Raw genomic sequence first — 12756 nt, forward strand, 5'->3', positions numbered from 1 at the left:
AAGGAAGCTCAGCGCGTAAAGCTCTGCGCGTTGCCGGCGTCGACGTTGATGATGTTACCCGTCGATTTGGCCGACATGTCGGAGGCCAGGAAATAGATCGCCTCGGCGATGTCTTCCGGGAAGACGGAGCGCTTCAGCATCGAACGCGAGCGGTAGTGCTCTTCCAGATCGTCGGTCGACATCTTGTAGGCGGCGGCGCGCTGTTCCTTCCACTCGCCTGTCCAGATCTTCGAGCCGCGCAGCACGGCGTCCGGGTTGACGACATTGACCCTGATCTGGGCTTCCGCGCCTTCCAGCGCCAGGCAGCGGGCGAGATGGATCTCGGCGGCCTTGGCGGTGCAATAGGCGGAGGCGTTGGGCGATGCGGCAAGGCCGTTCTTGGAAGCGACGAAGACGATATTGCCGCCGATCTTCTGTACCCGGAACAGCCGGAATGCTTCCCGCGAGACCAGGAAATAGCCGGTCGACAATATGTCCATGTTCTTGTTCCACAGCGCCAGCGTCGTCTCCTCGATCGGCGCCGAGGAGGCTAGCCCTGCGTTGGACACCAGGATGTCGATGCCGCCGAACTCGACCGCCGTCTCGGCAAAGCCGGCGACGACCTGGTCTTCCGAAGTGACGTTGATCAGCACCGGGCGGACGAAATCCTTGCCATAGGTCTTGGCCAGTTCCTCATTGGCGCCCGCGAGCGCCGCCTCGTCGATATCTGCCAGCACCACGCAGGCGCCTTCGCGCAGCAGCCGGTTGGCCGTCGCGCGGCCGATGCCGCCGGCGCCGCCGGTGACCAGCGCGATCTGGCCGGCGAGCGACTTCGGCTTCGGCATGCGCTGCAGCTTCAGGTCCTCCAGCAGCCAGTACTCGATGTCGAAAGCCTCCTGCGCGGGCAGGCCGACATAGGAAGAGACGGTGGAGGCGCCGCGCATGACGTTGATGGCGTTGACGTAGAACTCGCCCGAGATGCGCGCCGTCGCCTTGTCGCCGGCGAAGGTGAACATGCCTACGCCGGGCATCAGGTAGACCACGGCGTTGGGATCGCGAATGGCGGGTGAATCCGGATGCTTGCAACTGTCGTAATAAGCCTGGTAGCCGACGCGATATTCGGCAATGTCGTCGGCGAGGCGCGCTATGACGGCATCGACATCAGGCTTTGCCGGATCGAATTCGATCACCAGCGGGCGGATCTTGGTGCGCAGGAAATGATCCGGGCATGAGGTGCCGAGTGCAGCCAGCGGGCGCAAATTCTTCGAGTTGACGAATTCGAGCACGGCGGCCGAATCGTCGAAATGGCCAATCTTGTGGCTCTTTTCCGAGATCAGGCCACGGATTTTCGGCATCAGTTTCGCAGCGATGTCGCGACGAGCCGAAGCGTCGAGCGACTTGACCACTTCGCCGCCGAAGATCGCCACACCCTCGGAGCGGCGCTCGAACCATTCGATCGCCTGGTTGATTACCGATATCGTCGTCTCGTAGCACGCCTTGGGCGTATCGCCCCAGGTGAACAGGCCGTGGCTTTCGAGGATGACGCCCTTGGCTTCAGGGTTCTCGACACAGAATTTTTCCAGCCACAGGCCAAGTTCGAAGCCGGGACGCTTCCATGGCAGCCAGCCGATGGCGTCGCCGAAGATTTCCTTGGTCAGCGCCCTGGAATCCTTCGCTGCGGCAATGGCGATGATGGCATCGGGATGCATGTGGTCGACAAAGGGCTTCGGTACGTAGGCGTGCAGCGGCGTGTCGATCGAGGCCGCCCGCGGATTGAGGTTGAAGGTGCAGTGGGGAAGATAACCCACCATCTCGTCCTCGTGCTCGACGCCGCGATAAAGCCCCTTCAGCGCCTGCAGCTTGTCCATGTAGAGGGTGGCGAAGCCATCAAGCTTGATCGAAGCGCTGTCGCCGCCCGATCCCTTGACCCACAGCACTTCCACATCCTGGCCGGTGAGCGGATCCTTCTGCCATATCTTCGAAGAGGTGTTGCCGCCGCCATAGTTGGTGACGCGCTTGTCGGAGCCGAGCGTGTTCGAGCGATAGACCAGAAGCTCGGGATCGCTCATCCCCTTGGCCTTCGCATCATCCCACAGATTGGCGAGGCGCGAGCCGGAGCGCTTGTCGAGCATAGGTAATCCTCCCTGGGGACGCAAAAAAACGCGGTCCATTTTGTCGGGAATGTCTACGCAAGACACAAACTTGTCAATCACAAACGATCAAGATCGATCATACTGCACTGCACAATGCAATTATATGATCGGAAATGATTGACACTGCTCGTTTTGGGTGCCTAGATGGCCAGGCAGGGAGGAACCATGCACGAAAAAGAGCGCCACAGGATCATTCTGTCCGCCGTCCAGGAAAAACCTGTGGTGACGGTGCAGGAAATGGTCGACCTGACGGAGTCGTCCGAGGCGACGATCCGGCGCGATATCGCGGCTCTCCATGTGCAGAAACGCCTGCGCCGTGTGCGCGGCGGCGCCGAGGCGATATCGCCGCCGCAGTTCATCGGGCTGGCCGGCCGGCCCTTCTCGGTCAACGAAACGCTCAACGCCGCGCAGAAGCGGGCCATCGCCCGCGAGGCGGTGGAACTGTGCAAGGACGGCGAGCCGATCATCATCAATGGCGGCACCACCACCTTCCAGATGGTGCATTTCCTGACCGGCCGCCGCATGCCGATCTTCACCAATTCGTTCCCGATCGCCGAGCACTTGCTCAAGCACTCCAAGAACACGGTGATGCTGTCGGGCGGCACGATCTACCGCGAGCAGAACATCATCCTGTCGCCCTTCGACAATGACGTGACGCGCAATTTCTACGCGCGCCGCATGTTCATGGGTGCTCAAGGGTTGGGGCCTCTCGGCCTGATGGAAGGCGATCCGCTGCTGATCCAGGCGGAGCAGAAGCTGATCGACCAGGCCGACGAACTGGTGGTGCTGGTCGATTCCTCGAAATTCCGCAAACGCTCCAGCCTGATCCTGTGCGGTCTTTCGCGCATCGCCACCGTCATCACCGACGACGGCATCGAGGACCGCGAAGCCAAGATGCTGGAAACCGCGGGGGTGACGCTGATCGTCGCCCGCAAGTCGACAAAGGAAGAATCTTCACTGCAGGCCTGAGACCAACTCACGCCCGCAGCGGCGATGGAATGCAACGCTCAAGGGAGGATACCAGATGAGCATCTTGAAGAAATTGATGGTGACGGCGGCCTTCTCGGCCGCCATGTTCGTGAATGCCGCCTACGCGGAAAACGTCAAGATCGCGCTGGTGGTCAAGTCGCTCGGCAACGGCTTCTTCGATGCCGCCAACAAGGGCGCCGAAGAGGCCGCCAAGGAACTCGGCGACGTCGACATCATCTACACCGGCCCGACCAAGGCGACCGCCGAGGCGCAGATCGAAGTTGTCAATTCGCTGATCGCGCAGAAGGTCAACGCCATCGCGATTTCCGCCAATGACGCCGACGCCCTGGTGCCGGTGCTGAAGAAGGCCATGGAGCGCGGCATCACCGTCATCTCCTGGGATTCGGGCGTCGCCAAGGAAGGCCGCCAGCTTCACCTCAACCCGTCCGACACCGGCCTGATCGGCGAGACCATCATCAAGCTCGCCGCCGACTATCTGCCGGAAGGCGGCGACGTCGCCATCCTGTCGGCCTCCTCGACCGCGACCAACCAGAACTCCTGGATCGAAGCGGCCAAGAAGGTGCTGCCGGAGAAGTTCCCCAAGATCAAGCTGGTCGCCACCGTCTATGGCGATGACGACTCGGCCAAGAGCACCGACGAGGCCAAGGGCCTCTTGAAGTCCTACCCGAACCTCAAGGCGATCATCGCGCCGACCACAGTAGGCGTCGTTGCCGCCGCCCAGGTCGTCACCGACGAGAACCTGATCGGCAAGGTCAACGTCACCGGCCTGGCGCTGCCGTCGGAGTTCAAGAAGTTCATCGACAACGGCGCCAGCCAGGCGGTTGCGCTGTGGAACCCGATCGACCTCGGCTATTCCGCCGTCTACCTCGCCCATGACCTGGCGGTGAAGAAGGAAGAAGCCAAGCCGGGTGCGACGCTGTCGATCGGCCGTGTCGGCAAGGTCACGCTCGACGACACCAACTCGGCCGCCATGGCTCCGCCCTTCCAGTTCGACAAGTCCAACATCGAGAAGTTCTCCAAGATCTATTGATCACTGAGTTTTTCAAGCTGACGCGGCGGGAGTCACATCCCGCCGCGACTTCAAACGGACCTAGTTTCAGGGCTTGATACGGATATGGACACGACGGCCCGACACAACGAGACAAAGGAGCGGCCTCCGGCCTCGGCTCCACGCCTGACGCTGTCCGGCATTTCAAAAAGCTTTCCCGGCGTGCGGGCCCTGCACAATGTCAGCCTGTCGCTCTATCCGGGTCAGGTGACCGCGCTGATCGGCGAGAACGGCGCCGGCAAGTCGACGCTGGTCAAGATCATGACCGGCATCTACCAGCCCGATGCAGGCACCATCAGCATTGACGGACAGGCCGTCGCGCTGCCAAGCGCACACGCCGCCTTCGGGATTGGCGTCACCGCCATCCATCAGGAAACCGTGCTGTTCGACGATCTCAGTGTCGCCGAAAACATTTTTCTCGGCCATGCGCCGCGCACGCGCTTTGGCACCATCGACTGGCGCATGATGCGCAAGAATGCGCGCGAAGTGCTCGACACCATGCATGCCGGCCATATCGACGCCGATGCGCGGCTCAGGGATCTCGGCATCGCCAACAAGCATCTCGTCGCCGTCGCGCGCGCCATGTCGATCGACTCTGGGATCGTCATCATGGACGAGCCGACGGCCGCCCTTTCGATGAAGGAGATCGAGGAGCTGTTCCTGCTCATCGCGTTCCTCAAGGAGCAGGGCAAGGCGATCCTGTTCATCAGCCACAAGTTCGACGAGATCTACCGCATCGCCGACCGCTACACGGTCTTCCGCGACGGCGAGATGGTCGGCGAAGGGCTGATCAAGGATGCCGGCCAGAGCCAGATCGTACGCATGATGGTGGGCCGTTCGGTCGACCACATCTTTCCGCAGCGCAAGGCTGAAATCGGCGCGCCGGTGCTTTCCGTTTCCGGCCTCTCGCATCCAACTGAGTTCAACAATATCGGCTTCGAGCTGCACAAGGGCGAAATCCTCGGTTTCTATGGCCTTGTCGGCGCCGGGCGCAGCGAGGTGATGCAGGCGATATCCGGCATCACCCGCATATCCGGCGGCACGATCACGCTGGAAGGCAAGGCAATCGCGCCGAAATCGGCCGCGGATTCGATCGGGGCCGGCATCGTCTACGTGCCGGAGGAGCGCGGCAAGCAAGGCGTGGTGATCGGCCTGCCGATCTTCCAGAATGTTTCGCTCCCATCGCTCGCCCGCACCTCCAAATCCGGTATGCTGCGGCTCGCGGAAGAGTTTTCGCTTGCCCGCTCCTACACCGAGCGGCTGGACCTGCGCGCCTCTTCGCTCAGCCAGGATGTCGGTACCCTCTCGGGCGGTAACCAGCAGAAGGTGGTCATCGCCAAATGGCTGGCGACGACACCCAAGGTCATCATCCTCGACGAGCCGACCAAGGGCATCGATATCGGCTCCAAGGCCGCCGTGCACGGTTTCATGGCGGAGTTGGTGGCGCAGGGCCTGTCGGTGATCATGGTGTCATCGGAACTGCCGGAGATTCTCGGCATGTCCGACCGCGTCGTGGTCATGCGCGAGGGCCTGGTCGCGGCGGTCTACGACAATAAGGGACTGGACGCCGAGACGCTGGTCCGGACGGCAGCGGGAATCGCGGCATGAAGGCTTTCCTGAAATACCGCGAAATCTGGCTGCTGGCGGCCATCGCCGTGCTGATCGGACTGATCTCGATGCGCTTTCCGGGCTTTGCCGACCCCGGCAACCTGCGCCAGGTGTTCAACGACACCTCGATCCTGATGATCCTGGCGCTCGGCCAGATGGTCGTTATCCTGACACGGTCGATCGACCTGTCGATGGCCTCCAACCTGTGCTTCACCGGCATGGTGGTAGCGATGCTGAACGCGGCCCATCCGGCGATCCCGATCCCGCTGCTGGTCGTGATCGCGCTTGCCGTCGGGCTGGTGCTCGGCGCCATCAACGGCCTCTTGGTTTGGCGGCTGAACATCCCCTCGATCGTGGTGACATTGGGCACGCTGACCATCTATCGCGGCGCCACTTTCGTCATTTCGGGCGGCGCCTGGGTCAACGCCGACAAGATGAGCCCGGATTTCATCGGCTTTCAGCGCGCGGCCTTGCTTGGCATTCCGGTGCTGTCCTGGATCGCCATCCTGGTCATCGCGCTGTTCTTCGTCTTGATGACGCGTACCGCGCTCGGCCGCTCGATCTATGCCATCGGCGTCAATCCGACGGCATCGGTCTATACCGGCATCGATGTCGGGCGCACGAAATTCATCGTCTTCTGCATCTCCGGCATGATCGGTGGCCTCGCCGGCTATCTCTGGATTTCGCGGTATGTCATCGCCTCGGTCGAGGTCGCCAACGGCTATGAGCTCAACATCATCGCCGCCTGCGTCATCGGCGGCATCTCGATCGCGGGCGGCATCGGCTCGGTCGGGGGTGCGGTGCTCGGCGCATTGTTCCTCGGCATCATCTCCAATGCGCTGCCGGTCATCAACATCTCGCCCTTCTGGCAGATGGCGATTTCGGGCAGCGCCATCATCCTGGCCGTCGTGCTCAACGCGCGCGGCGAACGCCAAAAGGGGCGGATTATTCTGAGGAAGGCGGAGGCATGAGCGGGACGTTGAAGTGCTCCCTTCTCCCCGTCACTATACGGGGAGAAGGTGCCGGCAGGCGGATGAGGGGCGGCGCTTACGGTGCAAACAGGATCGTTGCGAATAGCAACGGTCCGATTTGCCTCGGCCGGAACTCGCCGCATACGTTGAGCACCTCCGAACATTGGCGCCGCCCCTCATCCGCCCTTCGGGCACCTTCTCCCCGTATAGTGACGGGGAGAAGGGACGCTCTTTGCGACGGGCAGCGCCAGCGTCTGGAGCATGCCGCATGACCGATACCCCCGCCCCGCGCCACATTCCCGACCGGCTCGACAAGCCGCTCTCTTCGGCGATCTTTTCCTGGGAAGCGCTGCTGGTCGTGGTGGCCATCGCCATCTTCGCCATCAACAGTTTCGCCTCGCCCTATTTCCTCGACCCCTATTCGCTGTCCGATCTGACCTTCAACTTCACCGAGAAGGGCCTGATCGCCTTTGCCATGGCATTGCTCATCATCTCTGGCGAGATCGACCTGTCGGTGGCCGCCATCATCGCGCTCGCCTCGACCATGATGGGCATGGCGGTGCAGGCCGGCGCCGGCACGCCAGTGCTTGTTTTGATCGGCATCGTCGTCGGCCTCGGCTGTGGCGCCTTCAACGGGCTGCTGGTGACGCGGCTCGGTCTGCCTTCCATCGTCGTCACCATCGGCACGATGAGCCTGTTTCGCGGCATTGCCTTCATCATCCTCGGCGACCAGGCCTACAAGGGCTATCCCGAAAGCTTCGCCTTCTTCGGCCAGGGCTACGTCTGGTGGGTGGTGTCGTTCGAACTGGTGCTCTTCCTCATCGCGGCCGTCGTCTACTGGTTCCTGCTGCACCGCACGAGTTTCGGCCGCCGTGTCTTCGCCATCGGCAACAACCCGGTCGCGGCGCAGTTTTCAGGCGTGCGCGTCGGCCGCATAAAATTCATCCTGTTCTGCCTGACCGGACTGATGTCGGGCATCGCCTCGGTGCTGATCACCTCGCGGCTCGGCTCGACCCGGCCGTCGATCGCACAGGGCTACGAACTCGAGGTGATCACCATGGTGGTGCTTGGCGGCGTCAGCATCCTTGGTGGCGCCGGCAGCATTCTGGGCGTCGTGCTCGCCGCCTTCATCATGGGGCTGGTGACCTTCGGCCTCGGCCTGCTCAACGTGCCCGGCATCGTCATGTCGATCTTCATTGGCCTGCTGCTGATCATCGTCATCGCCCTGCCGATCGTATGGCGACGGCTGCGCGGGGGACGCCTGGCCTGATGTCCGAGAAATGCGCATTCAAGATGATGCTCAAACCCGGCATGAAGGCCGAGTACAAAAAGCGCCACGATGAAATCTGGCCGTCGCTTGTCGCGTTGCTGAAGCAGGCCGGCATCTCCGACTACTCGATCCATCTCGACGACGAGACGAACATCCTGTTCGGCGTGCTGTGGCGGCGCGATGGTCACGGCATGACCGATCTGCCGAAGCATCCTGTGATGCAGCGCTGGTGGGCCCATATGGCCGACATCATGGAGACGAAACCGGACAACGAACCAGTGGCCGTTGCGCTGGAAATAATGTTCCATATGGAATGAGCGCGATCCGCCACGTCGCCGTCATCGACATCGGCAAGACCAACGCCAAGGTGGCGCTGGTCGATCTCGCCACATTGAGCGAGGCGGCGCTGCGCCGGGTGGCGAACGCGCCGTTGCGGCAAGCGCCCTACCCGCATCACGATGTCGAAGCGCTGTGGGCGTTCATCCTCGACAGCCTTGCCGACCTCAACCGCGAACAGCGCATCGACGCCATCTCGATCACCACCCATGGCGCGACCGGCGTGCTGGTCGATGCCTCCGGCGAACTCGTGCTGCCGGTTCTCGACTATGAATTCGGCGGCCCCGATGAACTCGCGGCGGACTATGACGCGATCCGCCCGCCTTTCGCCGAGACCGGCACGCCGCGCCTGCCGCTCGGCCTCAATCTCGGTGCGCAATTCTTCTGGCAGCAGCAAAGTTTCCCGACGGAGTTTGCCCGAGCCGCCGCGATGCTGATGTACCCGCAATACTGGGCGCTGCGCCTGACCGGCGCCGCCGCCAACGAGGTGACGTCGCTCGGCTGCCACACCGATCTGTGGAACCCCTGGACAGCGGATTTTTCGGCGCTGGTCGACCGCCTGGGCTGGCGCGACCTGATGGCGCCCGTGCGGCCGGCCAGGGACCGCCTTGGCCCGATCCTGCCCGTGCTTGCGCAGCGCACCGGGCTCGATCCTCAAACGCCCGTCTTTTGCGGCCTGCACGATTCCAACGCCTCCCTGTTGCCGCATCTCCTGTCCGACGCACCGCCCTTCTCGGTGGTCTCGACCGGCACCTGGGTGGTATCGATGGCGGTCGGCGGCAAGGCGGTGGCGCTCGACCCGGCAAGGGATACGCTGGTCAACGTCAACGCGCTGGGCAACCCCGTGCCCTCGGCGCGTTTCATGGGCGGCCGGGAATTCTCGCTGCTGACCGAAGGCGCGGCGCAGGACTGGAGCGACAGCGACGTCGCCGCCGTGCTGGCGCGCAAGACATTACTGTTGCCTTCGACCCAGCAGGGCTCGGGGCCGTTTCCGCATCATGCGGCCGCATGGCGCAAGGGCGAGGCCATCCCTCCCGGCCAGCGCTTTGCCGCCATTTCCTTCTACCTGGCGCTGATGACCGCCACTTGCCTCGACCTGATCGGCGGCGGTGGCCCGACGACGGTCGAGGGACCCTTTGCGCGCAACCAATTGTTCACGTGGATGCTTGCCGCGAGCACTGGCCGTGCGGTCATCGCATCGGAAGCCGCGACGGGCACCAGCATCGGGGCCGCCCTGCTGGCATCGGATCAGGGAGCCGCGCATGGTAAGGGCCAAACACAAGAGCCGCCGGCCGATCCGGCCTGGGCGGAGTATGCGCGCGCGTGGCAGGCGGCGGTCGAGGCAGTTGGCTGATCAGAGGATCCGCTTGCCGAAGGCCGACATGACGAAATTGACCGCGTCGATTCGGCGACACCGCCGCGGCATGGCGCGCGCCACTTGCGGCATGCCGCACATACCCTTGGTGACGCCGAACACCTTGATATGAGACAGCGCGCAGCGCTCGACGATGGTGCGCGCGTTGCACTCAGTGCGGCCAAGGTCGATGGCGACTTGCGGGCCCGACATTTTATCCCCTGTAGACCAGTCCCTGCGGATCGATCTCCGGCTTGCGGCCGGCAACGAGGTCGGCGAGGAATTTTCCCGAACCGCAGGCCATGGTCCAGCCGACATGGCCGTGGCCTGTGTCGAGATAAAGGTTGCGGTATTTCGCCTGGCCGATGACCGGCACCGAGTTCGGCATCATTGGCCGCAAACCGGCCCACAGCTCCGCCTTCTTCTCGTCGAAGGCGCCGGGGAACAGGTCCTTGCCGGTCCTGAACATGGTGGCAAAGTCGCTGGGCTTGTGGGTGCGGTCGAAGCCGGTGAATTCTGCGGTCGAAGCCAACCGCAATCGATTGCCAAGGCGCGAATAGGCCATCAGCTGGTCCTCGTCGGCGCCGCCCATGGTCGGGCCCTTGCTCTCGTCTTCCAGGGGAATCGTCGCCGTATAACCTTTCACCGGATAGACCGGCAGGTCGATGCCGTAGCGACGGCCGAGCAGCCCACTTTCCGGACCCATCGATAGGACGACGGCGTCACCGGTGACGGGTCCGGCCGAGGTCATCACGGCGCGCACCCAGTCGCCCTCGATGTCGAAGCCCTCGACCGTGGTGCCGTAGCGAAACCTCACGCCGAGCTTTTCGGCGGCATAGGCGGCCAGATTTTCCACGAACTGCCGAGAATCGCCCGTCTGGTCGATCGGCGAATAGACGCCGCCGGCGATCTTTTCCTTGACGCCTGCAAGGCCCGGTTCCAGTTCGACCAGCCGATCGCGGCCGACGATCTCGATCGGCAGGCCATGCTCGGCCAGATAGCGATAATTGTCGGTGCCAGTGTCGAGGCTGTACTGCGAGCGGAAGAAATACAGGATGCCCTTCTTGCGCTCGTCATAATGGATGCCGGTGTCACTGGAGATGGCATTGATGCAGTCGCGCGAATAGAGCGCGAGCCGCAGCTTGACCTGGCTGTTGGCGCGCAGGCGGGCCACCGTGCACTGGCGCAAGAAGCGCAGACTCCAGGCGAGGAAATAGGGATCGAAGCGCAGCCGCACCTTGATGCCGAGATCATGATTGTAGAGCCCGCGCAGGAACGTCTTAAGTGCCGCCGGCGAGGCCCAGGCGGTGGCGTCGCCCGGAGACACCAGCCCGGCATTCGATTGGCTGGTGCCCCGCGCCGGCGCCGGATGGCGCTCGATCACGGTGACCTCGTGGCCGTCGGCGGCCAGGTAATAGGCGGCCGCCGTACCGACGACGCCGGCTCCAAGCACCGTTATCTTCATGCCATCCCCCAAAGCTCTTCCCGGCACGGCGCCTCCACGCCGTGTCGCGAATGCTTCCATAGCGCGTCGCCACGCGCCTTGCGAGCCCTTGGAGAAAGCGCGCTCAGCCCCGTGCGGAATTCTTGCTGGTCAGGATGCGCTCCCAGGCCAGCGCGTCGTTGACGATCTGGTCGAGATCGTCGCGCTGCGGGGTCCAGCCGAGTTCGGACCGCGCGAGATCGGAATTGGCGACCACCGCCGCGGCATCGCCGGGACGCCGGTCGCCCATCCTGACCTCGAAATCATGCCCGTAGGCGCGCCGCACGCTGTCGATCACTTCGAGCACCGAATAGCCATGGCTGTAGCCGCAATTGGCGACGAGGCTGGCGCCGCCGGCGCGCAGCCGCTGCAAGGCAAGGCGATGCGCGGCGGCCAGATCGCTGACATGGATATAGTCGCGCATGCAGGTGCCGTCGGGCGTCGGATAATCGGTGCCGAAGACCTGCATGAACGGGCGCTTGCCGAGCGCGGTCTCACAGGCGACCTTGATCAGGTGGGTGGCGCCTGGGGTGGACTGGCCGGTGCGGCCCTTCGGGTCGGCGCCGGCGACGTTGAAATAGCGCAGCGCCGTGTAGCGAATGTCGTGCGCAAGGCCCGCGTCGCGCAGCATCCACTCGCTCATCAGCTTGGACAGGCCATAAGGCGATTCGGGCGCCAGGCGGGCATCCTCGCGCACCGGTTCCAGGCCGGCGCCGCCATAGACGGCGGCTGTCGAGGAAAAGATGAAGTTCGGCACGCCTTCGCGCACTGCCGTTTCAATCAGCGTGCGGGTCTTCGAGGTGTTGTTCTCATAGTAGGCGAGCGGGTCGGCGACCGATTCCGGCACCACGATGGAGCCGGCGAAATGGATGATCGCGTCGACCTTGTTCTCCCTGATGACCGAGCCGACCAATTCCTTGTCGGCGACATCGCCGACGACCAGCTTTGCCTCCGGCGCCACGGCCCATTCGAAGCCGGTGGAAAGGCGGTCGAGAACGACCACGCTTTCGCCCGCATCCAGCAATTCCCAGACCATATGGCTGCCGATATAGCCGGCGCCACCTGTCACCAAAACCGCCATCCAAATCCTCGCTTACCCAGATTTATCGGAAACTGTCTCAACAACCGCCTTACTGGAAAGTCCGCCGTCTGCCCATTAAAACCTAAGGTAACCAGCGTTCACTTGATGTGGCATCGTGCGGAAACAAAAGTGAACCAAAGAGCGTGCCACGGATTGGGAATAGGCCACGATCCGCCATCGTTAGGAACAGGTCCGGGGCGTGGCATTTTGACCAAATCGGCCCGGTGGACGACCAAAAGACCAATGATTATGATCCCGCGCAAAATTGGGAAGCCTACATGAATTACCAGCGGTTCTTCGAGGACGCGATCGACCAGCTCCATGCCGAGCGTCGCTACCGCGTCTTCGCCGACCTTGAGCGCATCGCGGGCAAGTTTCCGCGCGCCATCTGGCGTTCCAACGGCCGCGCCGAGGAAATCACCGTCTGGTGCTCCAACGACTATCTTGGCATGGGCCAGCACGCCGACGTCATCGCCGCGTTCC

General features: G+C 63.1%; 11 protein-coding genes and 1 pseudogene. 8 read left to right on the forward strand and 4 right to left on the reverse strand.

What is annotated here, in order from left to right:
* Window positions 1-8 precede the first annotated feature (8 nt).
* A complete protein-coding gene (locus tag EN804_RS33595) occupies window positions 9-2111 on the reverse strand; it encodes a bifunctional rhamnulose-1-phosphate aldolase/short-chain dehydrogenase (RefSeq protein ID WP_127276988.1) in 2103 nt (700 codons plus the stop codon).
* A gap of 186 nt (window positions 2112-2297) precedes the next feature.
* Between EN804_RS33595 and EN804_RS33600 the strand changes: the two genes are divergently transcribed.
* From EN804_RS33600 to EN804_RS33630, 7 genes are all read left to right on the forward strand, one after another.
* Window positions 2298-3101: a DeoR/GlpR family DNA-binding transcription regulator gene (locus tag EN804_RS33600; RefSeq protein ID WP_027145694.1), complete on the forward strand. Its 804-nt coding sequence runs from the start codon at window positions 2298-2300 to the stop codon at window positions 3099-3101.
* Window positions 3102-3156: 55 nt separating this feature from the next.
* Window positions 3157-4152 carry a rhamnose ABC transporter substrate-binding protein gene (rhaS, locus tag EN804_RS33605; RefSeq protein ID WP_127276986.1) on the forward strand — a complete coding sequence of 332 codons (996 nt, stop codon included), beginning with the start codon at window positions 3157-3159 and terminating at the stop codon, window positions 4150-4152.
* An 84-nt stretch (window positions 4153-4236) separates the two neighbouring features.
* Window positions 4237-5778, forward strand: coding sequence for a sugar ABC transporter ATP-binding protein (locus EN804_RS33610; protein WP_127276984.1), 1542 nt, complete (start codon window positions 4237-4239; stop codon window positions 5776-5778).
* The gene (locus EN804_RS33615) at window positions 5775-6749 is read left to right on the forward strand and encodes an ABC transporter permease (RefSeq protein WP_127276982.1); all 975 of its coding nucleotides are present in this window, start codon (window positions 5775-5777) and stop codon (window positions 6747-6749) included. The genes EN804_RS33610 and EN804_RS33615 overlap by 4 nt, the downstream gene beginning before the upstream one ends.
* A gap of 268 nt (window positions 6750-7017) precedes the next feature.
* Window positions 7018-8019, forward strand: a complete 1002-nt coding sequence (locus tag EN804_RS33620; protein WP_135916984.1) for an ABC transporter permease — start codon at window positions 7018-7020, stop codon at window positions 8017-8019.
* A complete protein-coding gene (gene rhaM / locus EN804_RS33625; protein ID WP_135922212.1) occupies window positions 8019-8336 on the forward strand; it encodes an L-rhamnose mutarotase in 318 nt (105 codons plus the stop codon). Before EN804_RS33620 ends, rhaM begins: the two co-directional genes overlap by 1 nt.
* Window positions 8333-9709, forward strand: a complete 1377-nt coding sequence (locus EN804_RS33630) for an FGGY-family carbohydrate kinase (protein WP_135922213.1) — start codon at window positions 8333-8335, stop codon at window positions 9707-9709. The genes rhaM and EN804_RS33630 overlap by 4 nt, the downstream gene beginning before the upstream one ends.
* On the opposite strand, the gene EN804_RS33635 is transcribed toward EN804_RS33630, so the two are convergent.
* The 3 genes from EN804_RS33635 to galE all read right to left on the reverse strand — a co-directional run bounded on the left by EN804_RS33635 (window position 9710) and on the right by galE (window position 12273).
* Window positions 9710-9922: a hypothetical protein gene (locus EN804_RS33635; protein WP_210234942.1), complete on the reverse strand. Its 213-nt coding sequence runs from the start codon at window positions 9920-9922 to the stop codon at window positions 9710-9712.
* Between the two features lies 1 nt (window position 9923).
* Window positions 9924-11174, reverse strand: a complete 1251-nt coding sequence (locus EN804_RS33640; protein WP_135922214.1) for a D-amino acid dehydrogenase — start codon at window positions 11172-11174, stop codon at window positions 9924-9926.
* 103 nt (window positions 11175-11277) lie between these two features.
* Window positions 11278-12273 carry a UDP-glucose 4-epimerase GalE gene (gene galE / locus EN804_RS33645; protein WP_127276972.1) on the reverse strand — a complete coding sequence of 332 codons (996 nt, stop codon included), beginning with the start codon at window positions 12271-12273 and terminating at the stop codon, window positions 11278-11280.
* 278 nt (window positions 12274-12551) lie between these two features.
* Between galE and EN804_RS33650 the strand changes: the two are divergent.
* Window positions 12552-12756 (forward strand): annotated as a pseudogene (locus EN804_RS33650) (5-aminolevulinate synthase); the annotation flags it as partial.

The sequence above is a fragment of the Mesorhizobium sp. M8A.F.Ca.ET.161.01.1.1 genome (assembly GCF_004792105.1).
In the GTDB taxonomy this organism is placed as follows: Bacteria; Pseudomonadota; Alphaproteobacteria; order Rhizobiales; family Rhizobiaceae; genus Mesorhizobium.

What these genes read in the sequence shown, in the direction of transcription:
- EN804_RS33640 (WP_135922214.1), bottom strand. Translation starts at nt 11,174, where the DNA reads ATGAAGATAACGGTGCTTGGAGCCGGCGTCGTCGGTACGGCGGCCGCC.
- EN804_RS33610 (WP_127276984.1), top strand. Translation starts at nt 4,237, where the DNA reads ATGGACACGACGGCCCGACACAACGAGACAAAGGAGCGGCCTCCGGCC.
- rhaM (WP_135922212.1), top strand. Translation starts at nt 8,019, where the DNA reads ATGTCCGAGAAATGCGCATTCAAGATGATGCTCAAACCCGGCATGAAG.
- EN804_RS33600 (WP_027145694.1), top strand. Translation starts at nt 2,298, where the DNA reads ATGCACGAAAAAGAGCGCCACAGGATCATTCTGTCCGCCGTCCAGGAA.
- rhaS (WP_127276986.1), top strand. Translation starts at nt 3,157, where the DNA reads ATGAGCATCTTGAAGAAATTGATGGTGACGGCGGCCTTCTCGGCCGCC.
- galE (WP_127276972.1), bottom strand. Translation starts at nt 12,273, where the DNA reads ATGGCGGTTTTGGTGACAGGTGGCGCCGGCTATATCGGCAGCCATATG.
- EN804_RS33595 (WP_127276988.1), bottom strand. Translation starts at nt 2,111, where the DNA reads ATGCTCGACAAGCGCTCCGGCTCGCGCCTCGCCAATCTGTGGGATGAT.
- EN804_RS33620 (WP_135916984.1), top strand. Translation starts at nt 7,018, where the DNA reads ATGACCGATACCCCCGCCCCGCGCCACATTCCCGACCGGCTCGACAAG.
- EN804_RS33630 (WP_135922213.1), top strand. Translation starts at nt 8,333, where the DNA reads ATGAGCGCGATCCGCCACGTCGCCGTCATCGACATCGGCAAGACCAAC.
- EN804_RS33635 (WP_210234942.1), bottom strand. Translation starts at nt 9,922, where the DNA reads ATGTCGGGCCCGCAAGTCGCCATCGACCTTGGCCGCACTGAGTGCAAC.
- EN804_RS33615 (WP_127276982.1), top strand. Translation starts at nt 5,775, where the DNA reads ATGAAGGCTTTCCTGAAATACCGCGAAATCTGGCTGCTGGCGGCCATC.